The organism is Clostridium algidicarnis DSM 15099 (genome assembly GCF_002934235.1).
Taxonomy (GTDB): Bacteria; Bacillota; Clostridia; order Clostridiales; family Clostridiaceae; genus Clostridium_L; species Clostridium_L algidicarnis.
On sequence record NZ_PTIS01000001.1, the window covers coordinates 47,596 to 68,041 of the forward strand.

Annotated in this window: 19 protein-coding genes and 1 pseudogene; 16 read left to right on the forward strand and 4 right to left on the reverse strand. The window is 29.8% G+C overall.

All coding sequences use genetic code 11. The annotated features are described in order from the left end of the window. From nhaC to BD821_RS00265, 9 genes and pseudogenes are all read left to right on the forward strand, one after another. Complete coding sequence (gene nhaC, locus BD821_RS00225; protein ID WP_104408801.1) at nucleotides 1-1,470, forward strand: Na+/H+ antiporter NhaC; 1,470 nt, start codon at nucleotides 1-3, stop codon at nucleotides 1,468-1,470. A 4-nt stretch (nucleotides 1,471-1,474) separates the two neighbouring features. Next, a complete protein-coding gene (locus BD821_RS00230) occupies nucleotides 1,475-2,647 on the forward strand; it encodes a MalY/PatB family protein (RefSeq protein ID WP_104408802.1) in 1,173 nt (390 codons plus the stop codon). Nucleotides 2,648-2,949: 302 nt separating this feature from the next. Next, on the forward strand, nucleotides 2,950-4,119 hold the full coding sequence (locus BD821_RS00235; RefSeq protein WP_104408803.1) for a hypothetical protein: 1,170 nt from the start codon (nucleotides 2,950-2,952) through the stop codon (nucleotides 4,117-4,119). 211 nt (nucleotides 4,120-4,330) lie between these two features. Continuing rightward, nucleotides 4,331-5,122: an EFR1 family ferrodoxin gene (locus BD821_RS00240; RefSeq protein WP_104408804.1), complete on the forward strand. Its 792-nt coding sequence runs from the start codon at nucleotides 4,331-4,333 to the stop codon at nucleotides 5,120-5,122. A gap of 60 nt (nucleotides 5,123-5,182) precedes the next feature. Further along, nucleotides 5,183-5,812: an HAD family hydrolase gene (locus BD821_RS00245; protein ID WP_104408805.1), complete on the forward strand. Its 630-nt coding sequence runs from the start codon at nucleotides 5,183-5,185 to the stop codon at nucleotides 5,810-5,812. 170 nt (nucleotides 5,813-5,982) lie between these two features. After that, nucleotides 5,983-6,381 (forward strand): PepSY domain-containing protein, encoded by a 399-nt coding sequence (locus tag BD821_RS00250; RefSeq protein WP_104408806.1) that lies wholly within the window; start codon nucleotides 5,983-5,985, stop codon nucleotides 6,379-6,381. A 75-nt stretch (nucleotides 6,382-6,456) separates the two neighbouring features. Beyond that, nucleotides 6,457-6,860 (forward strand): annotated as a pseudogene (locus tag BD821_RS00255) (response regulator transcription factor). A gap of 102 nt (nucleotides 6,861-6,962) precedes the next feature. Then, nucleotides 6,963-7,805, forward strand: coding sequence for a HAMP domain-containing sensor histidine kinase (locus BD821_RS00260; protein WP_242971435.1), 843 nt, complete (start codon nucleotides 6,963-6,965; stop codon nucleotides 7,803-7,805). A gap of 56 nt (nucleotides 7,806-7,861) precedes the next feature. Next, entirely contained in the window at nucleotides 7,862-8,401 is a 540-nt protein-coding gene (locus tag BD821_RS00265; RefSeq protein ID WP_104408808.1) for a phosphatase PAP2 family protein, read from the forward strand. An 80-nt stretch (nucleotides 8,402-8,481) separates the two neighbouring features. Here the strand turns inward: BD821_RS00265 and BD821_RS00270 are convergent, their stop codons facing one another. Further along, entirely contained in the window at nucleotides 8,482-8,919 is a 438-nt protein-coding gene (locus tag BD821_RS00270) for a hemerythrin domain-containing protein (RefSeq protein WP_104408809.1), read from the reverse strand. A gap of 48 nt (nucleotides 8,920-8,967) precedes the next feature. Between BD821_RS00270 and BD821_RS13745 the strand changes: the two genes are divergently transcribed. The 4 genes from BD821_RS13745 to BD821_RS00285 all read left to right on the forward strand — a co-directional run bounded on the left by BD821_RS13745 (nucleotide 8,968) and on the right by BD821_RS00285 (nucleotide 12,887). Then, nucleotides 8,968-9,387: an ATP-binding cassette domain-containing protein gene (locus BD821_RS13745; protein ID WP_278335131.1), complete on the forward strand. Its 420-nt coding sequence runs from the start codon at nucleotides 8,968-8,970 to the stop codon at nucleotides 9,385-9,387. A gap of 57 nt (nucleotides 9,388-9,444) precedes the next feature. Then, nucleotides 9,445-9,648: a hypothetical protein gene (locus tag BD821_RS13750; protein ID WP_278335132.1), complete on the forward strand. Its 204-nt coding sequence runs from the start codon at nucleotides 9,445-9,447 to the stop codon at nucleotides 9,646-9,648. A gap of 307 nt (nucleotides 9,649-9,955) precedes the next feature. Next, nucleotides 9,956-11,380, forward strand: coding sequence for an ABC transporter permease/substrate-binding protein (locus BD821_RS00280; protein WP_104408810.1), 1,425 nt, complete (start codon nucleotides 9,956-9,958; stop codon nucleotides 11,378-11,380). A gap of 289 nt (nucleotides 11,381-11,669) precedes the next feature. Further along, the gene (locus BD821_RS00285) at nucleotides 11,670-12,887 is read left to right on the forward strand and encodes an NAD(P)/FAD-dependent oxidoreductase (RefSeq protein ID WP_104408811.1); all 1,218 of its coding nucleotides are present in this window, start codon (nucleotides 11,670-11,672) and stop codon (nucleotides 12,885-12,887) included. Between the two features lie 108 nt (nucleotides 12,888-12,995). On the opposite strand, the gene BD821_RS00290 is transcribed toward BD821_RS00285, so the two are convergent. Then, nucleotides 12,996-13,928, reverse strand: coding sequence for a (4Fe-4S)-binding protein (locus BD821_RS00290; RefSeq protein WP_104408812.1), 933 nt, complete (start codon nucleotides 13,926-13,928; stop codon nucleotides 12,996-12,998). 145 nt (nucleotides 13,929-14,073) lie between these two features. Here BD821_RS00290 and BD821_RS00295 point away from each other — a divergent pair, with 145 nt between their 5' ends. Together BD821_RS00295 and BD821_RS00300 are read left to right on the forward strand one after the other, a co-directional pair. Beyond that, a complete protein-coding gene (locus BD821_RS00295; RefSeq protein ID WP_104408813.1) occupies nucleotides 14,074-14,991 on the forward strand; it encodes a LysR family transcriptional regulator in 918 nt (305 codons plus the stop codon). A 136-nt stretch (nucleotides 14,992-15,127) separates the two neighbouring features. Beyond that, nucleotides 15,128-16,183 carry a uroporphyrinogen decarboxylase family protein gene (locus BD821_RS00300; RefSeq protein WP_104408814.1) on the forward strand — a complete coding sequence of 352 codons (1,056 nt, stop codon included), beginning with the start codon at nucleotides 15,128-15,130 and terminating at the stop codon, nucleotides 16,181-16,183. 146 nt (nucleotides 16,184-16,329) lie between these two features. Here the strand turns inward: BD821_RS00300 and BD821_RS00305 are convergent, their stop codons facing one another. After that, complete coding sequence (locus tag BD821_RS00305; protein WP_242971436.1) at nucleotides 16,330-17,964, reverse strand: methyltransferase domain-containing protein; 1,635 nt, start codon at nucleotides 17,962-17,964, stop codon at nucleotides 16,330-16,332. Between the two features lie 276 nt (nucleotides 17,965-18,240). Here BD821_RS00305 and BD821_RS00310 point away from each other — a divergent pair, with 276 nt between their 5' ends. Further along, nucleotides 18,241-19,899 (forward strand): M3 family oligoendopeptidase, encoded by a 1,659-nt coding sequence (locus tag BD821_RS00310; RefSeq protein ID WP_104409102.1) that lies wholly within the window; start codon nucleotides 18,241-18,243, stop codon nucleotides 19,897-19,899. Between the two features lie 105 nt (nucleotides 19,900-20,004). Here the strand turns inward: BD821_RS00310 and BD821_RS00315 are convergent, their stop codons facing one another. Then, nucleotides 20,005-20,196 carry a YwbE family protein gene (locus BD821_RS00315; protein WP_104408815.1) on the reverse strand — a complete coding sequence of 64 codons (192 nt, stop codon included), beginning with the start codon at nucleotides 20,194-20,196 and terminating at the stop codon, nucleotides 20,005-20,007. Nucleotides 20,197-20,446 lie beyond the last annotated feature (250 nt).

A 20,446-nucleotide genomic window follows, 5' to 3' on the forward strand; every position in this document is an offset into this window, starting at 1 on the left:
ATGAATAAAGAAAAGAGAAAACCTAGTTTCTTTTTAGCTGTGTTACCAATTATTACAATGATATTATTTTTAGGCATAGGCTATGGTGTTATGGGATTAGCCGCGGAAGTTTTAATGCTATGTTCAGCTGCTGTAGCTGGAATAATTGCTATTTACTTAGGATATACATGGGATGATATTATGAATTCCATTGTACAAAAGTTGTCAAAGACAATGCCAGCTATCTTTATCTTAATTATCGTAGGATTTTTAATAGGTTCATGGATGATTGGTGGAACAATTCCTATGATGGTTTACTATGGATTAAAAATTATAAATCCTAAATATATTGTGATTACATCATTTTTAGTGACAGCAGTAGTTTCAGTTTGCACAGGGACATCTTGGGGATCAGCAGGTACCATAGGTGTTGCACTTATGGGAGTGGCTTCTGGAATGGGAGCACCTCTTCCAATTGTAGCAGGTGCAATTGTATCAGGAGCATATTTTGGCGATAAAATGTCCCCACTATCAGATACTACAAATTTAGCACCTATTGCTGCGGGATCTAAACTTTATGACCATATTCAACATATGTTTTATACAACATTACCTGGCTTTGTTATTTGTTGCATAGTATATACTTTTGTTGGATTTAATATGGTATCAGGTGCTTCTAATAGCGGATCTTCAATAGTAAGTGAAATCTTAGGCTCCTTAAATATGATTTTTTCACTTAATATCTTTACAGTTATACCAGTATTGATGGTTTTATATGGTTCAATTAGAAAGAAACCAACCATACCTGTAATGCTTTTATCAAGTACAATTGCTTTTGTGAATGCCATTGCATTTCAAGGATTCACAATTAAGCAGTGCTTTGACGCAGCAATTGGAGGCTTCAAATTAGAAATGATTTCTCCTGCAATTGTCGATTATACTACATTAATTCCTGACATTACTCGTTTATTACAAAGAGGTGGCATGATGTCAATGTTAGGCACTGTATTAATTGCTTTTTGTGCTTATGGATTTGCGGGTACACTTGCAGTAACAGGATCTCTTGATATTGTGTTAGAAAAGCTTATGAAATCAGTAAAGAGTACTGGTCAATTGATTGTAACAACTATCATTTCCTGTATTACCTGTGTCTTTGTTACAAGTAATGGACAGTTATCTATATTAATTCCTGGAGAAATGTTTAGTAAAACTTATATAAAGAGAGGACTAGCCCCTAAAAACTTATCAAGAACTCTGGAGGATTCGGCAACGGTAGTTGAACCTATTGTTCCATGGACTGCAGCAGGGGTTTATATGGCTACAACATTAGGAGTCCCAACTCTTTCATATTTACCTTGGGCTATTATATGTTATACTGGAGTGATTTTTGCAATCATTTGGGGATATACTGGATTTGGTATTGCAAAAATTAATGAAGGGGACGAGTATTACGAAGAGTATGTAAGATTAAATAATGAAAGTGAGGTGTAATAAAATGGATTCACTTTTTGATGAAATAATAAACCGTAGAGGGACTAATTGTGGAAGATGGGATACCATGGATACACTTTATAAAGATCCAGATATAATTCATATGGGAGTTGCAGATATGGATTTTAAGTCTCCACCTGCAATTATTAAAGGATTTAAAGAAATTATTGATCAAGGGGTTTTTGGATATACTGATTTAAGTGAAGGTCTATTTAATAGCATACAAAGGTGGTATATAAAGCAATATGAAATAGAAATTCCTAAAGAATGGATTGTATTTTGCCCAAGGATTAATATATCATCAAGTCTATGCGTTTCTATATTTAGCAATGAAGGCGATGATGTGATAATTAATACACCAGCTTATGGACCCTTGCAAAATTCAATTACAAAGAATAATAGAAATAAGGTATTTAGTAATTTAAAATTAGAAGATGATTTATATGTAATAGACTGGCCAGATATGAATAAAAAGGTGTCAAATAAAACAAAAATGATGATTTTATGTAATCCTCATAATCCAACAGGGAGGGTTTGGAATAAGAAAGAATTAGTTGAAATATCTGATTTTTGTATTGAAAAGGATATACTACTATATTGTGATGAAATTCATGGAGATATCACTGCTAATGGTATCAAACATACCACAATGATAAATTTATCAGATGAGTTGAATGAAAGATTAATAGTTGCAGGTTCTATGACCAAAACTTTTAATATACCAGGTGTAATAGTATCTTTTCTAATTATACCTAACAAACAATTAAGAGATAAAGTAAAAGAAGAAATTGATCGTATTGGAATGCATAATCCTTCTATATTTGCTGTAAAAGCAGTAGAAGAAGCTTATAACAACTGTGATGAATGGTATGAAGAAATGAAAGAATATATAGATGGGAATGATGATTTAGTTAGACGTTTCTTATCAGAAAAGTTCCCGGAATTTAAAGTGATGCCTAGGCAAGGTACTTACTTACTATGGATTAACTATAGTAAGTCAGGAAAAACTTCAAAAGAAATAGAGACTTGGTTTTTAGAAAAAGCAAAGGTATCAGTCTATATGGGAGATGTTTTTGGACAAGGTGGAGATGGATTTTTTAGATTTAACTTAGCGTCTTCAAAGTTAATAATCCAAGAGGTCTTAAATCGAATGGAAGAGGCAAAGAAATTTCTTTAGTTAAACATAGAACAATATAATAAAATATAAATACTAACCTATAGTGAGGTATGAAGATACCATCATTATAGGTTAGTATTTATTTATGGAGGATATTTTTGGATTTATTCAATATAGGACTCATAAGATCACTGTTAAAACCATAAAGGTTTTGTAACTACATAATTTTCAATTAAGACAAAACAAGGTATTACTAACTATAAAGGTCATATTTATTGAAGATATTTAATAATAATAATAATAAGAGGAATATGAAGGAAAAGACCTTTAGATTTTAAAAACAGGATATTTAGGAGGAGTGTATGGATATTTTTGATATTTTAAAAAACATTACTAAAGAGCCTAATAAAGATCAAAGCCAAGATAATAATATAAACAAATACACAAAAGACGAAATTGAAATGATAAAAAAGCACAACTTATATGTAGATAAAAAGTTACTTATTATAACTAATAAGATGTCACACATTTTAGAAAAGCTGCCACTTGAAATTCAGGACAACTTTTGCTATAAGATAAGAATAAAACTGTTATTATCTGACTGTAACATTAAATTATCAGCTAATCAAATAAAAGAGTCAGATAATGTATTAAAGGATATAGATGAAGATATATTTTTAAGATTACTAAATGAATTAGTAGTCTTAAAAATAGTAAATAAGCTAGAGGATCGATTAGTAACTAAATATGTAGATGGGCCTAAGATTAGGTTTAATGAATTTTTATTAGTTGAAATATACAAGGTTCAAATAGAAGAAGAAATTGAAAAAGCTAAATTTCAGCTAGAACCCTTTAAGGAGTTACAGGAAGAACAGGTAGAGTATATATTAAATAAAGTAAGGGTTTTACATGCTATAAAGTCATCTTTTAGGCCAATATTATTAAATGAATTTGCTTTATATGATAAGGCTTTAGAGGAATTTGGAACTGCTAAGATTGAAATTATTATAAAGGAATTAATTAATTCGGAAAACATTATAGAAACTGTAATTAAAAATGAAGATGCATATTCATTTCTAACTGATAAAGATTTTATAAAAGCTGATGTTAATAAACAAGAATATATAAATAATGAAATTAAAATTTTTAAGAACATGGAAGAGGCCTCTAAGGATAAGGATCCAGTTATAATAACTAAAAGGGTAAAAGCTAATAAAAAAACAGATAAAGTAGAAGTTAAAGAGCCTAATAAAATAGAAAAGTTAGAAGTTGAAGAGAGTAATAAAATAGGAAAAATAGAGGTGGAAGAACATAATGAAATAGATAAGGTAGACATGGATGTAAGTATAGGAGAACATAATAATGAGGGTAAGGAAAAGCTTGAAAAAAAGGATGATATAGATAATAAAGGAATGGAAGCAAACACAGAGGATTATAAGGAGGTATATAAGATAGAAATGGAGGCAACTATAGGAGATGGAATTAGTGAAGTGTCAAATGGAAAAACTATAATAAATAAAAAGGCTAATTAAATATAAGTAAAAAGATTTAAAGATGTTATAATTAGAGTTATCAAGTGATTCTTAGACTCGGGTGGAGTTTGATTATAAAGTATACATTTCTCCATCTAAGTGTTAGAAGAACTTATCCAGGGGCGTAGCAGACGTCATCACCTACCTTGAAGAGGGAAAGGGGTGTTACGGATGGTAGCCATCGGATAAATATGATGGTAGGTGGGATAATATGATATTTTATTTTTCAGGAACAGGAAATTCCTTTGATGTAGCTAAAGACATTGCAAAGCATAATAATGAGGAGTTAATTTCTATAGCCTCTTTGATTAATAGTGGTAAGACTGAGTTTGAGTATATATTAAAAGATAATGAAACTATAGGGTTTGTGTATCCAGTTTATGCCTGGGCACCACCAAAGATAGTTCTTCAATTTATTGAAAAATTAAAGATTAATAACTACAAAGATAATTACATCTTTTCTGTAGCAACTTGTGGGGCTAATATAGGAAACACAATGAAGGCTATGAGCTTTGCATTACAGAAAAGAAATCTTGAGTTGCACAGTGGTTTTTCTTTAATAATGCCTAATAATTATATTATTATGGGGGATGTTGATTCAAAGGAAGTAGAAGATAAAAAACTTTCGGAAGCTAAAGAAACACTTAAGTATATAAATGGTGCTATAGATAAAAGAGAAAAGGGTATATTTAAACTGGTAAAGGGAGTTATGCCTGGACTTTTAACAAGTGTTATAAATCCACTTTTTAGTAACGGTAGTAACAAAACAAAGAAGTTTTATGCTAAGGATAATTGTATAAGCTGTGGGATTTGTGAGAGCGTTTGTAACTCCAAAACCATAAAGGTTAATGGTAAACCTACCTGGGGAGAGGATTGTACTCAGTGTTTGGCATGTCTTCATCTATGTCCAGTTCAAGCTATTCAATATGGAAAAGGTACAGAAAATAAAGGAAGATATAAAAATCCTAATGTAACTATAGATGAGATGAAGATAAACAAGTAAAGAACATAAAATTAACCTAATTATGTACAAAAGATAAATATAGAACTTGGAGGATAAACAATGAAGCTAGACAGTATTATATTTGATTTAGATGGTACCTTATGGGATTCAACGGCTGAAGTTGTGAGGTCATTTAATAAAACATTAAGTAAATATAGTGAAGTAAAAGAGAAACTAACAATAGATGATATAAAAGGTATTATGGGATTTACAATAGAAGATATTTCACTTAAATTTTTCCCTTACTTAAGCAAGGAAAAAGGACTTGAAATCATTAAAAAATGTTGTGAAGAAGAATGTGGTTATTTAGAAAATAGGGGTGGCATCTTATACCCTAGAGTAGAAGAAAATCTAAAAAAGTTAGCTACTACACATAAACTATTCATAGTCAGTAACTGCCAATGTGGTTATATTGAAGCGTTTTTTAAGGCACATGGGTTAAGTAAATATTTTATTGACTATGAAAATCCAGGTAGAACAGGACTTCTTAAAGGTGAAAATATAAATTTAATAATAGATAGAAATAATTTAAAAAGCCCTATATATGTTGGAGATACTAAAGGAGATTTAAAAGCATCAAGATTTGCCTCCATACCTTTTATTTATGCAAGATATGGGTTTGGGGAAGTTACAGGCTATGATTATGTAATTGATAGATTCGAAGAAGTTTATGAAATAGTAATGTCTTAAGATTCTTTTGATTAAATAGTGCATTTAGAGTTATAGATTAAAATTAAGCATCTTATTTATAAATAAGGTGCTTAATTTTAATGTAGTTTTAATCTGATTTTTAGCTTCCTTTAATTTAGTATATGTAATATATAAGAATAGAAGAAAAAAATGTAGGAGGTAATTTAAAGGTGAAAAATATTTTTGTACAGCTAAAAGAGTTTTTTAAAACTTATAAAAAGAGGATAATTACTGTTATATCAATTAGCTTACTTGCTGTTGTTATTGTAGCTGGAATATCAGGAATGGTAGTTTATTCAAAGTTAAAGGCTAACTTAAAATATAGTCAAGAGGATCTTCAAAAAATTGCATTAGTAAAGGTACCAGGTGAAGTTATAAAGGTAGAAAAAGAATTAAATATTGAGGAAGCAGTTTATGAGTATAAGTTTAAAATAAAGGATAAAGAAAATATGCTTCAAATTGTTAAGTTGGATTCAGAAAGTGGTGCAATATTAAAAGTACACAATCAAAAAGATAAAGGGGAAAATAAAAATAGAGATGGAAAAAATAATAACCAGCATGGTGAATAGTAAAAAGATAGTGTATATTATAAATATATAGTGAGCTAATAGCTCACTATTTTGCTATGAAAGGAAGGGTTTAATTTGAAGAACTTTAAAATTCTTTTAGTAGAAGATGAAAGGCAAATGTCAATGTTTATTAAAATGGAATTAAATCATGAAGAATATACGGTGATGTAGCTTATGATGGAAGAGAAGGTTTAAATTTATCAGAGGAAATAGAATATGATTTAATACTTCTTGATATTATGATACCTAAATTAAATGGAATTGAAGTTTGTAGAAGAATAAGAAAGTTTTCCAAGGTTCCTATAATTATGCTTACAGCAAAAGATGATGTATCAGATAAGGTTTTAGGACTTGATATAGGAGATACTAATGTAGTTGATGTGTTTATAAGATATTTGCGTATTAAAATAGATGATGGATTTGAAGATAAACTTATAAATACTGTAAGGGGAGTAGGGTATGTTATTGAAGGTGATTAATTATGAATTTTAGAATTATTAGATAAAGAACTTGGTTACAATGTATCATCTAAAGAAAATATATTTATAAAGGTAGTACAAGAAGATGGAAAGATACTAAATTTGTCAGACAAATTTAATTATAATATTAAAATTAAAGAACCTTTTAATAAAACAAAGAAATTTAAATACGATGATGAACACTTGATATATAAAAATTTGAGAAGTGAAACTAAGGAATATGGTGTTATATACATTCAAATAATAAAAGACATGGATAATGAATATGATTTTATGAAGATTTTATTTGTTTTTATGCTTATCAGTGATTTTATAGGTATTATCGCTTCAATTATAGTAGGCTACTTTGTAAGTAAAAGAATGTTAAGACCTATAGACCATATAATTAAAGCAGCTGATAATATCAGTATTAATAATTTAAAAGAAAGAATTGAGATTACCGGGCCAAATGATGAACTTAAAAGATTAGGAGATACTGAAAATCAAAGGATAGAGAAAAAGGAATTTTTGCTTAATGAACTCATTTATGAAGTGGTTACAGAAACTAACCTTATAGATAAAAATCATACAATATCCAGTGAAAAAAATAATAATGTTAGTATATTTGCAGACTATAAAATGATAAAGCAGATGGTTAGAATATTCGTTGATAACAGTATTAAATTTACACCAGCACAAGGGAACATCGATATAAGTTTAGAAACAAAAGACAAAAGAGTAAAAATTATTATTAGTGATAGCGGTATAGGAATACCAAAAGATGAAATACAAAATATATTTGAAAGATTTTATACTGCAGACAAATCAAGATCAAAAGATATTGCTGGTACTGGGTTAGGACTATCTATTGCTAAATGGATTATAGATGTACACAAGGGAGAGGTAAATGTACAAAGTGAAGAAGGTAAAGGAACACAAGTAACGGTTATATTAGAAACTTTATAAGTTTTGTAAGAAGTACTTTGAGATACTGTTTAGAAATAAAAGGAGGAATAATAAAAATGATATCTTTAATACAAAAATTTGATAGATCAATATTGATTTTTATAAAAGATAACATAAATGGACCTGTTATGGATAGAGCCATGGTTATGGTCACACAGCTTGGTGATATGGGTATGATATGGATAATAATAGCATTAGCCTTAATTATTAATAAAAAGTATAGGAAAATAGGGATTATGGCTTTAGCAGCATTAGGGCTAAGTACGATTTTAGGAGAAGGAATATTAAAACATGCAGTTCACCGTATGAGACCATCAAGTGATATTAATGTTATTAATATTTTAATTGCAAAGCCTTTATCTTATTCATTTCCATCAGGTCATACCACATCTTCATTTGCTGTTGCAGGTGTTTTATCAAAGCATTTTAAAAAGTATGCAGTGGGATTCTTTGCATTAGCATCGTTGATAGCTTTTTCTAGGTTGTATTTATATGTACATTACCCTACAGATGTTTTAGTTGGTATAATTTTAGGGTTACTATGTAGCTGGGTAATAAATCACGTTTTTGAAAGAACAATTTATAAACATGATTAAATAAAGGACAATAAATAAAATTAAATGTAACACTCACTTATTACAGTGAGCATTACATTTAGTTGATATTTGAACATTTATTATTTTTCAATTGTTTTTTTAGATTCAAAACTATCTTTCATTTCCTCGAGTTTATCTTTACTTAAAACTTTCCTTGCCTTTTCGAAAAGATCTTTTTCTTCTTCATCCATATGATGTTCTAGTATTTCCTTAAAAACTGAGAACTTTGCACTAAAGGTTTCATCAGTAGTTTTAATCTTGTCAATTTCATCTAGTAGATAATGAATAACTTTATGCTCTTCAATTCCTTCAAGAGTAATTTCTTTAGATTCAGTATGATTTTTTAAATCAGGAAATAACACATATTCTTCAGATTCATGATGAGCTTTTACGTCATCTTTTAGTTTTTTAAACTTTTTTTCCCTAGTCTTTTCAGCTCTGGATGTAGTTTTACTAATCTCATCTGCAATTTTTCTAAAGTTTTCGTGCTCTTTTTTAATTTCTGACAAAATATCCATACTACCCCTCACTTTATTTATCTAAATAAAAATGTAAGGAGCAGTCATATGATTAAATTTGAAAATGTATCTAAACATTATCCTGATGATAATGTAGCTGTGAAATCTTTAAATTTAAACATTAGAGATGGAGAGCTTTTTGTACTTATAGGGCCTAGTGGTTGTGGTAAAACTACTACACTTAAAATGATTAATAGGTTAGTAGATATTAGCGAGGGTACTATTTATATAAATAATAAAAAAATAAGTGAGTATAATATTCATGAATTAAGATGGGATATAGGATATGTACTTCAACAAATAGGACTTTTTCCTCACATGACTATTGAGGAGAATATAGCTATTGTTCCAGAACTTAAAAAATGGGATAAGAAAAAGGTTAATGGAAGAATAACGGAGCTTCTAGAAAGTGTTGGACTTGAACCTGATAAGTATCGTAAAAGGAAGCCATCAGAGCTTTCAGGATGAGAACAACAACGTGTAGGTGTAGTTAGGGCTCTTGCTGGTGATCCTAAGATAATTTTAATGGATGAGCCTTTTAGTGCATTAGATCCAATTAGTAGACAAAAACTTCAACAAGACATAGTAAAACTTCAAAAAAAGATTAAAAAGACTATTGTTTTTGTAACCCATGATATGCAAGAAGCTTTGGCCCTTGGAGATAGAATTTGTGTCATGAAAGATGGAGAAGTGGTTCAATGTGATACGATACACCAACAAACATTATAAGTAACCCTAAAAATGATTTTGTAGAAAACTTTTTTAAGTCAGGAAATGCATATAATACATGTGTTCTAAAAGGAGAGTATAAGGTAAAGGACTTAATTGATATAGAACTTTATAATCATTATAAATACAAAACTCAAAATAATAATATAAGCATAGATGATGAATCATCCTTTGAAGATTTACTTAAGTTATTAAAAGATGAGGAATTAATTTTGGTAAGGCATAAAGGAGAAATCATTGGAACAATTGATTCTAATAATGTGGTTAAATTTATATCTATGCAACTTGAAAAAGGCGGTGATGTTTAATGGTTACATTAATTTCAACTCTTGAAGAACGTAAAGAACAATTAGTAACTGCGCTTTTTCAACATATGCAGATTTCCTTTATTTCAATATTTATAGCTGTACTTATTGCGGTTCCTCTTGGAATACTTATTCCATTAGTAGGAATTGGTCAGGTTCCTGCTGTTATTGCACTTGTGATTTATGCAATTTTACCAATACTTAGGAATACCTATACTGGCATTAAAGAAATTGACCCTGTGTTAATAGAAGCTGCTGAGGCTATGGGTATGAATAGGAGAAAGCAACTTTATAAAGTTCAACTACCACTTGCAATGCCTGTTATTATGGCTGGAGTTAGAACGTCTATGGTTTTAATAATCGGTACAGCTACACTTGCTGCTTTAGTTGGAGCTGGTGGGCTTGGAGATTTAATTCTTCTAGGTATTGATCGTAATAACAATAATCTCATTTTAATTGGAGCAGTACCTGCAGCACTTCTTGCTATTGTTTTTGATGTACTACTTCGTTATCTTGAAAAGGTATCTTTAAAAAAGAGTATGATAGCAATTGGCATAGGTGTTATGGTAATATCTTATGTTGTTGTTCTACCATATTTTACAACGCAAAAGAAAGAAGTTATTATTGCAGGAAAGCTTGGATCAGAACCTGAAATTTTAATTAATATGTATAAACTTATAATTGAAGAGGAGACGGATCTTAATGTAATCTTAAAACCTGGACTTGGAAAAACAAGTTTCCTTTTTAACGCCATAAATTCAGGCGATATTGATGTATATACTGAATTTACAGGGACAGTTCTAGAATCATTTATAAAAGAAAATGCGATAAGTCATGAACCAGATGAGGTTTATGAGCAAGCGCGAACTGGCCTTGAGGAAAATTTTGAAATGGAATTTTTAATGCCTATGAAATACAATAATACTTATACTATTGCTGTATCTGAAGACATTGCAAGTGAACATAATCTTACAAAGATATCAGATTTGGAAAATATAGAAGGTAACGTTAAAGCAGGATTTACCTTAGAATTTGTAGACAGGGAAGATGGTTATAAAGGTATTAAAAAAGTTTATGGATTAAATTTTGACAATATAAAGACTATGGAACCAAAACTACGTTACAGTGCAATAAAATCAGGTGATATTAATTTACTTGATGCATATGCTACAGATAGTGAACTTGAGCAATATAATCTTAAGGTATTAGAAGATGATAAGAATTTCTTTCCTCCTTACCAAGGAGCACCACTTATGCTTAAAAAGACTCTTGAAAAGTATCCACAAATAAAGGAGCCGTTAAATAAACTTTCAGGTAAAATAACAGAGGATGAAATGCGTAAAATGAATTATGAAGTCAACGTAGAAGGAAAATCCTCTAAAGATGTTGCGAAGGAATATCTTGAAAAAGAGGGATTACTTAAATAACTAACAATTGTACTAATATAATGTTTGATTAAGGTAAAATATATTTTTTATATGAGTCTAATGATGAAAAGATGACAGATACCATACTTGTAATGGTGCTTATTATGTAGAGGTTATAAAGAATAAAGGTTTCATATATTTGTATGAAATATCACCTTTAGATGGAACTATATCTAGGAAAAAGTGATCAGGATCAAAGATATTCATAAGGAAATAAAGTATAATCTAATAAAGACTTAAAATAATTATAATAAACTTATGATAATTATAGATGAAAGAGGTACAGGATATGAATAAAGGTTATGTTATTATAGGAAGTGGTATTTCTGCAATTAGTGCAGCTAAGGCTATTAGAGATAAAGATAAAAGTGGAAGTATATCCATATATGGAGAAGAGTCTATGATGCCATATTTAAGAATAAAGTTATCTAAAGACTTATTTAAAGATTTAAATAATGATAAAATTCTTTTGAAAAAGCAACAGTGGTATGAAGAAAACAATATAAGCTTTTTTAAAGATACAAGAATTTTAAAGATAGATGTAGAAAATAAGATTTTAATGAGTTCAAAGGGAGAAAACATTTCCTACGATAAATTGTTAATCGCTACAGGGTCAAGAAATAGAAGGTTACCTATTATAGGTTCAGATAAAGAAGGGGTGTTTACACTTAGAAATGTATTAGATGCAAATAATATTAAAGATTATCTTAAAGAAAAACACAATGTTGTTCATATAGGTGGAGGGGTTCAAGGTCTTGAAACCGCTTGGACATTGCATTCAAATGGAAAAGAAGTATTTATTGTTGAAGCTGGAAAGAGACTTATGCCTAGGCTATTAGATGAAAGAGCGTCATCTATATTAAAAGAAAAAATAGAAAACACAGGAGTAAAATTCATTTGTGATACTAGAGTAGATGAAATTTTAGGACACAAAAAAGTAGAGGCTGTTAGCATAAATGAAAAACAGGTTATTCCTTGTAACAGCGTAATATACTCTATAGGAATGATTCCAAATATTGAAATAGTAAAGGATACTAAAATTAAAACTAATAAAGGTATAGTAGTAAATGACAATATGGAAACTTCCATTAAAGATGTTTATGCAGCAGGCGATGTTGCTGAATTTAAAGGTAATATAGAAGGATTATGGATGAAAGCTACGGAACAAGGTACAGTAGCTGGAAGTAATATGGCTGAAGATAATGTAATATATAAAAATGCAGTTCCTGTTACTGTATTTAACGCCTTCAATACTTCCTTATTTTCTATGGGAGATGTAAGTTACGGAAGCTATGATAATAGTATAAGTGAAGAAGTAGATGGTAAGTATATTAAAATATTCATAAAAGATAATAGCATAGTTGGTGCTATTTCAATTGGTGATGCTAGTATATCAAGGACAGTTAAGACATGTATTGAAGATGGGTTATCCATAGACGGGATTGACTTAGATACTATAACTATAAAAGAATTAATATCACAAATGCAAAAGAGTATTAAATCTTAAGATAGCCACATCATTTTAATGGAGAGTGTCTATATTAAGGTATACTATGAATGATAAAAACCACTCGTGAATTGAGTGGTTTTTATTTTTGATTTTTAATTAGAATTTTTAAAGAGATGTTATTGATAATATTTCATCTTTTCTATCTAAAAGGTCATTTGATAGTAGCTGATTTTGAATATCTAAAAAACCAAGTCTTTCAATAGTTTCAGCCAGACGCTCCCCAGCTTTACCTTGATCCTTATATAAAAGTATAGTTTTTTCTATTACGTCCATAGCTTCATTTTTATCTAGAAATATTTTATTAAGTGCTATTCCGTGAGAAATGCGTTTCCCCCATCTACCGCCTATGTATATTTTGTAGCCTGTTGTACCATCTTCCATAGCCTTAAAGTGACACTTACCAATACAACGTCCGCAATTATTACATTTATCCTCGTCAATTTTTAGAACGCCACCAACTACCTTAGAGGCATTCACTGGACAGGCACTTTCTACAGAGCATTTTTTACAACCTTTACATTCATCTGCATTAAAATTTGGAATCCTTTGGCCGATTATACCAAGGTCATTTAATTCAGGTTTAACACAGTTATTAGGGCAGCCACCTACAGCAATTTTAAACTTATGAGGTAACTTAACATTTGAGTAGCCCTTAAAAAATCTTTCATGTATTTCTTCTGATAAGCTAAAGGTATCAATTAATCCATATTGGCAGGTTGTACCCTTGCAAGAGACTATTGGTCGGATTTTAGCCCCAGTACCACCTGTTATAAGCCCTTCTCTCGCCAGGTATGCTCTAAAGTCATCAATTTTATTATATGGTATACCTTGGACTTCTACAGTTAGCCTAGTAGTAAAAGTTACAATTCCATTTCCAAAGATTTCAGCTGCCTCTGATATACATTTATTTTGAGCTGATGTAATCTTACCATTTACAGTGATAATTCTAGCAGAGAAGTTGTCAGTTCCTTTATTACTAAGAAACCCCAGCCCTTTTACCCTTTTTTCATCTTCAGTACTAATAGTTAAAGTTGCCATAATATAATCCCCCATCAAATATAATAATTATCTTATAACATAAATATATCACTTGTGCAGTTATTAAGAAAGTGATAATATCTTATCAATATCATAGGTAAAACCTATGGATCATTTTAAAAGCCCTTAAAGAGAGGAGAACACTATGACTATAAGACATTTAAGAATATTTATTGAAGTAGCAGATAGTGGGAAGATGAGTATAGCTGCATCAAATCTTTTTATTTCACAGCCAACAGTAAGTCAAACAATTAAAGAATTGGAACAGCACTATGGTGTTCTTTTATTTGAACGTTTTTGTAAGAAATTATACATAACAGAGGAAGGAAAAAGATTGCTTTCTTATGCAAGGTATGTGGTAAATCAATTTGATGACTTAGAAGAAAATATGATTCAGTCAAAACATGTAGAGAAGATAAGAATTGGAACAACAGTTACAATAGGCAATTGCATTTTAAGCAATATTTTAAGTAGCTTTAATGAAAGTAGTCCTGAGGTTGAAACCTATGCTTATGTAAATAATACAAAAATCATAGAAGAAAAGTTATTGAATTCTGAATTAGATATAGGTATTGTAGAAGGTGAGATTAAGAGTTCTGACTTAATCTGTATTCCTGAGGTAGAGGATTATTTAGTTCTTGTTTGTAGTACTAAACATCCATTTGCCAGTAGAAAAGAAATTAAATTAAATGAATTATCGGGTGTAGGCTTTGCCATGCGTGAAAAAGGTAGTGGAACTAGAGAACTGTTTGAAAATTATATGTCACAAAATGGAGTAACTATTAAAACTAAATGGGAAAGCAATTGTCCTGGAGCTATTAAAAGGGCAGTTTTAGAAAATCAGTATTTGGCGGCTATATCTATTAGGCTTGTAGAAGAAGAAATAAAAAATGGTGAAATCTATGTAATACAAAATTCAGAATGTGCATGGAATAGACACTTTAGTATTGTATATCATAAAAATAAGTTTATAAACAAATCCATGGAAGATTTAATAGAGGTAGTAAAAAATTATAAACATATGGACATACTTCAAGAGGTTAAAACAGGGTGGCTTATTTAATAATTCAATTAAACCTTACTTTTCTATAAGATAATTCTATTATACTTATTTCATTATGTTGGATATAATCATTTAGAGTTAGGTATATTAGCTTATATGATGGTTTGCTTTTTATAAGGGAAGGAAAGTGATTTAATTGAAAAGGGAAGAAATGACTCCGAGAGAAAGAATGGATGCTTTTTCTAAAGGTGAAGAAATTGATCGTATACTCTGTATCCCTGATATGGGAGTTACTATGGTTCCTTTTATAGGAGTAACAGCTAGGGATTATTATCATTCGGCAAGGCTTATGGCAGATCTTGAAATAGCACTGTTTAGAAGGCTTGGGCATGATAGTGTAGGAATATCTACTAGTCTTAGAGGTGTTGCTGAGGCTATGGGTTCTAAGGTTTGTTATCCTGATTATAATATTTCTTATCTATTAGAACCTATTATTAAAGCCCCGAAAGAAATTGAATCTCTTAAAGTTGCAAATCCGTTAAAAGACGGAAAGTTGCCAATATTAATAGAAGCTTTAAGACTTACTAGAGATGCACTTATAAAAGAAGTGGATGTTGGGGCTGCTATGTCTGGACCTTTTAGTGTGGCAGCTTCTTTAGTAGGGACAGAAAATTTATTAAAATGGATGATAAAATATCCTAAGAGTATTCATACACTAATGGAAATAGTAGTTGAATCTAACAATAAATATATAGAAGCAGTAGCTAATCTGGGTTTATCTATTGGATTTGCAGATCCAGTTTCATCTAATAGTCTTATAAGTCCAAAGCAATTTAGAGAGTTTTCATTACCTTATCTTCAAAAAAATGTAGATAAGATAAAAGAAAAGACTGGTAATGCTCCAAGTATACATATATGCGGTAAGAGCCGTGGTATATGGGAAGATGTCACTAGGACAGGTATTTCTAATTTTAGTATAGATAATATAGAAGATTTAGAAGAGGCTAAAAAGGTTATGGGGGATAGAGTTATAATTACTGGAAATGTTCCACCGGTGGATGTGATTTATAAGGGGACTAAAGAAGAAATCTTTAAGTCAGTTAAGGAGTGTATTGCTAAGGGGCATGATTCTAAAAAGGGGTATATTTTAAGCACCGGATGTCAAATTCCAATGAATACACCAATTGAAAAGGTTGAAATGTTTATAGATGCAGCTAAGACTTATGGTACATATCCAATAGATTTATTTTAAAAAAGTAACATTTTAAAAGGTGGATATTCTTTGATGTAAAGTATAAGAAAATATATTTTACTCATAATTATGGATTATAATGTGTAAAATTAAAAGTATTAACCTTTAAAGTTAATACTTTTAATTATATCTATTAATATAATAGATTACTTAACTCTTAGAACAAAGACATTTGGTGTAAGTCCGCCACTTTCAATCTTTATTTCATCAAGAAGTTCTAAATGATTATTACCTGATAAATTTTGTTTAAGTAAGTTTTTTTCCACGGTATAAAGGAATACCATGCCAGTAGGCTTTACAAGTTTTGGAATCATATCTACAAATTCACGATATAAATCTATAGTGTGATTTTTGCTTCCAACGTTAGCTTCAAAGGGCATATTACATATAATCTCGTCAAAGACATCAAAGGTTTTGTAAGATAATATATCTTCATTTATAAGCTTTATTTTTGTATTTGAAAGTCTTGAGTTTATTTTCGAGAAATCTATAGCATCACCAAATATATCAATGCCTGTTAAACTAGAAGTTTCCTTTAACTTAGCCCTTTCAATTAACATAGTAGAGGTCCCACAAAAAGGATCTAAAACCTTTGAATCATTTTTTAACCATTTTTCTATAGACTTTACTACAATTGCTGCTGTAACTGGGTTTATAGAACTTGCTAAGGTGTTTTCTCTATAGTCAAATCGTGTATCTTTAAATGAATATAGTTTAATGAATACATTGCAAAGGCTGTTTTTTTCAACTATTCTAATTTCAACTTCATAGGAAGATGGACTATTTTTAAGTTTTCCCTTTGAAAGTTCATCTAATTTTATAGATAAGCTTTTTAAAAAGTCAGATCTTTCCTTATTGTAATTTTCAGTTTTTAATTCAATTCTATAAGGAAAATAATTATCATAAGTAGATGTATTTTCATGACAGCTATTTAAAAAGTTTATAATATTAGCTTTTAAAATTGCTGTAGCTATTATATCAGAATTAAATTCTAGCTTTTCTAAGGAATCTAAAGGGTAAAGAAGTTCATAAAAGGTTCTGCAGCTGTAGATGTTATCTAAGTCTTTTTCTTTAATAAGGATACCATCATCTACAAGCTTACCCTTAATTGACTTTTCTTTAAGCTCATTTAGAGTAACTCTAAACTCTTTATTCATTGCTGTAACTAGCATAGGAACAGCCTCTTCAAAGCCTTTAAATTTATGCTTTACGGATTTAGACAATTTAGCTATTGCTCTTCCGAGGACAAGCTTCTCTTCATTTATATGTTTTGCATTTTTTATTAGCTCACTTTTATCGGTACAAGCTTTTTCATTTGATATTAAACTTTCAAGTATTTTCTCTAGCTTTTCACCATCAGAAGCTTTTCCACAGTTTCCGATGGCAAGGATATATGAAGACTTTACAAATAGCTGATCTTCTTTTTCAAAAGCAGTGTATAACGAACTTAAATAGGCAGGATCAGCTAATTCACTAATGATGCCACAGGTGTTTTTTCTTGTTTTTGCATCTGGACTTTGAAGAAAGGTTTTAAGCTTTTCTTTAGAACTACCTATGTTTCTTTTAAGCATTTCTCTTGGCTTTTCTTTTTTTATAATATCTCTTATAGCAGAAAGTATTGCTCTTGGGTTTTCATCACTTAAAGCTTCATTCCATAAAAGAGGTAGTGCCAAAGTATAATCCTTTGAAAGTATAGTTATTATTTTGGCTCTCTCTTTATCCTCCGAAGTTTTTAAGTTTTCTATTAAAATTTTATAATTTGTATCTTTAATGTAACTCACTCCTTGTATTTTAATGTAAAACTATTTAAAAAGATAACAGTTTAAATAGCAATATGATTAATTAGTATATTCTTAGCTCATAATTCATCTAATTATACCTTATATATTAGACTAATGAAAATATCTTTTATTAATTATTAAAAGTATAAATTCACAAAGTTCTGAAAATATGGTAAGATAAAATTATTGTGGATATTATTTTAATTGGAAAATTTAAAGATAAGAGGGGGAAGTATATTGTTAAAATTCAAAGATTATAAGTACGAAAGACCAGATATGGATAAGTTAGAAAAGTCATTTAATCACTTAATAGAAGATTTTGAAAAGGCTCAAAGTATGGAAAAGCAAGATAAAATAATGAAGGAAATAAATCATTTAAGAAGTGAAGTAGACTCTATGGCACAACTAGTTGGTATAAGAAACTCTATTAATACTGTAGATGAGTTTTATGAAAAAGAGCAAGAATTTATAGATGAATCTATGCCAATATATGAAGGAATTATATCAAATTATTATAAGGTTTTAGTAAATTCTAAATTTAAAAAGGAATTAGAAGAGAAATGGGGCAAACAATTATTTACTTTAGCACAAATGCAGCTAAAGACATTTAAACCCGAAATAATAGGTGATCTTCAAGAAGAAAACAAGCTTTCAACTGAATATGGTAAGCTTAAAGCTTCAGCTAAGATAATGTTTGAAGGAGAAGAAAGAAACTTAGCAGGACTTGATCCTTTTATACAATCAAAGGATAGAGAAATGCGAAAGAAAGCTTACGAAGCTTCTACTAACTTTTATGTAGAAAATGAAAAAAGGTTTGATGAAATATATGATAAATTAGTTAAGGTAAGGGATAGAATAGCTAAAAAGCTAGGATATAATAATTACGTAGAGCTTGGATATATAAGAATGATGAGATCGGATTATGATTCAACTATGGTAGCAAATTATAGAAAGCAAGTACTAGATTATATAGTGCCAGTAGCAGAAGAATTAAAGAAAAGACAAGCTAAAAGATTAGGTCTTGAAAGTCTTAAATATTATGATGAACCGTTAAAATTCTTAAGTGGAAATGCTGTACCTAAGGGAGATTCAGATTGGATTTTAAATAATGGAAGACAAATGTACAAAGAATTGTCGCCAGAAACTAATGAGTTCTTCAACTTTATGGTAGAAGGCGAACTTATGGATTTGGTAAGTAAGAAAGGTAAAGCTGGGGGAGGTTATTGCACCTTCATTGGAAAGTACAAAGCTCCATTTATATTTTCTAACTTTAATGGAACATCTGGAGATGTAGATGTACTTACTCACGAAGCTGGACATGCTTTCCAAGTTTATTCTAGTAGAGATCTTGAAGTGCCAGAATATGAATTTCCAACCTATGAAGCTGCAGAAATACATTCAATGAGTATGGAATTTATTACATGGCCTTGGATGAAGTTATTCTTTAAAGAAGATGAACTTAAATATAAATTCACTCATTTAGGTAGTGCGCTAACATTTATACCTTATGGAGTTACAGTAGATGAATTCCAACATTTTGTGTATGAAAACCCAGCGGCCACACCAGAAGAAAGAAAAAAGGCTTGGAGAGAAATCGAAGCAAAATATTTACCAAGTAAGGACTATGAAGATAGTGAATTCCTAAATAATGGTGGATATTGGTTTAGGCAAGGACATATATTTGAGTCACCTTTCTATTATATAGACTATACATTAGCCCAGGTTTGTGCATTGCAGTTTTGGGTTAAATTTAATGAAAACAAAGAATTGGCATGGGAAGATTATTTAAGATTATGTAAAGTTGGCGGGAGCAAGTCCTTCTTAGAACTTACTAAGTATGCGAATTTAAATAATCCATTTAAAGATGGATGCATCGAAAGTGTTATAACACCAGTTAAACAGTGGTTAGATGCTGTTGATGATAGTAATATGTAGTTAAATTTAGTATTTTAAAGTGATTTAAAATAGATTCTATTAAATTATTAAAGTACCCTAGAACAGTAGTTAGATTAACTATTACTCTAGGGTACTTTATATTAATTAAAATACTTCCGTTACCCTTCCTACAATACCGTTTTCTAACATTACTTTTATCCCACGTGGATGATTTTGTGAATTTGTAAGGATTCTTTTAACAGTTCCTTCTGTAAGCTTTCCAGAGCGCTGATCTTGCTTTTGTACTACTGTTACCTTTGATCCTATCTTTATGTTATCTCTTTTAGTTCCTATCAAAATATATTCTCCCTCTTTACTTTAAGTTTTGTAACATACTATACTTTCAAAGAAAAGTATTTGGTTACATTCTATAAATTATATCATAAAACTTGAATTATAGGCATACTCTTAATTTTCAATACCACAGTAGTTATACTTTTATACACTAAAATATAAGGATAAAACATTAAAAAACAAAATATAATAATTTGTTTTTTAACTATTGACAAAGCTTTAACACTATATTACTATTTAATCATATGCTTAT

Bases quoted from the DNA above. Each gene is read 5' to 3' on its own strand.
- BD821_RS13750 (WP_278335132.1), top strand. From the start codon at position 9,445: ATGGATGAGCCTTTTAGTGCATTAGATCCAATTAGTAGACAAAAACTT.
- nhaC (WP_104408801.1), top strand. From the start codon at position 1: ATGAATAAAGAAAAGAGAAAACCTAGTTTCTTTTTAGCTGTGTTACCA.
- BD821_RS00230 (WP_104408802.1), top strand. From the start codon at position 1,475: ATGGATTCACTTTTTGATGAAATAATAAACCGTAGAGGGACTAATTGT.
- BD821_RS00280 (WP_104408810.1), top strand. From the start codon at position 9,956: ATGGTTACATTAATTTCAACTCTTGAAGAACGTAAAGAACAATTAGTA.
- BD821_RS00245 (WP_104408805.1), top strand. From the start codon at position 5,183: ATGAAGCTAGACAGTATTATATTTGATTTAGATGGTACCTTATGGGAT.
- BD821_RS00265 (WP_104408808.1), top strand. From the start codon at position 7,862: ATGATATCTTTAATACAAAAATTTGATAGATCAATATTGATTTTTATA.
- BD821_RS00285 (WP_104408811.1), top strand. From the start codon at position 11,670: ATGAATAAAGGTTATGTTATTATAGGAAGTGGTATTTCTGCAATTAGT.
- BD821_RS00310 (WP_104409102.1), top strand. From the start codon at position 18,241: ATGGATAAGTTAGAAAAGTCATTTAATCACTTAATAGAAGATTTTGAA.
- BD821_RS00235 (WP_104408803.1), top strand. From the start codon at position 2,950: ATGGATATTTTTGATATTTTAAAAAACATTACTAAAGAGCCTAATAAA.
- BD821_RS13745 (WP_278335131.1), top strand. From the start codon at position 8,968: ATGATTAAATTTGAAAATGTATCTAAACATTATCCTGATGATAATGTA.
- BD821_RS00295 (WP_104408813.1), top strand. From the start codon at position 14,074: ATGACTATAAGACATTTAAGAATATTTATTGAAGTAGCAGATAGTGGG.
- BD821_RS00270 (WP_104408809.1), bottom strand. From the start codon at position 8,919: ATGGATATTTTGTCAGAAATTAAAAAAGAGCACGAAAACTTTAGAAAA.
- BD821_RS00290 (WP_104408812.1), bottom strand. From the start codon at position 13,928: ATGGCAACTTTAACTATTAGTACTGAAGATGAAAAAAGGGTAAAAGGG.
- BD821_RS00240 (WP_104408804.1), top strand. From the start codon at position 4,331: ATGATATTTTATTTTTCAGGAACAGGAAATTCCTTTGATGTAGCTAAA.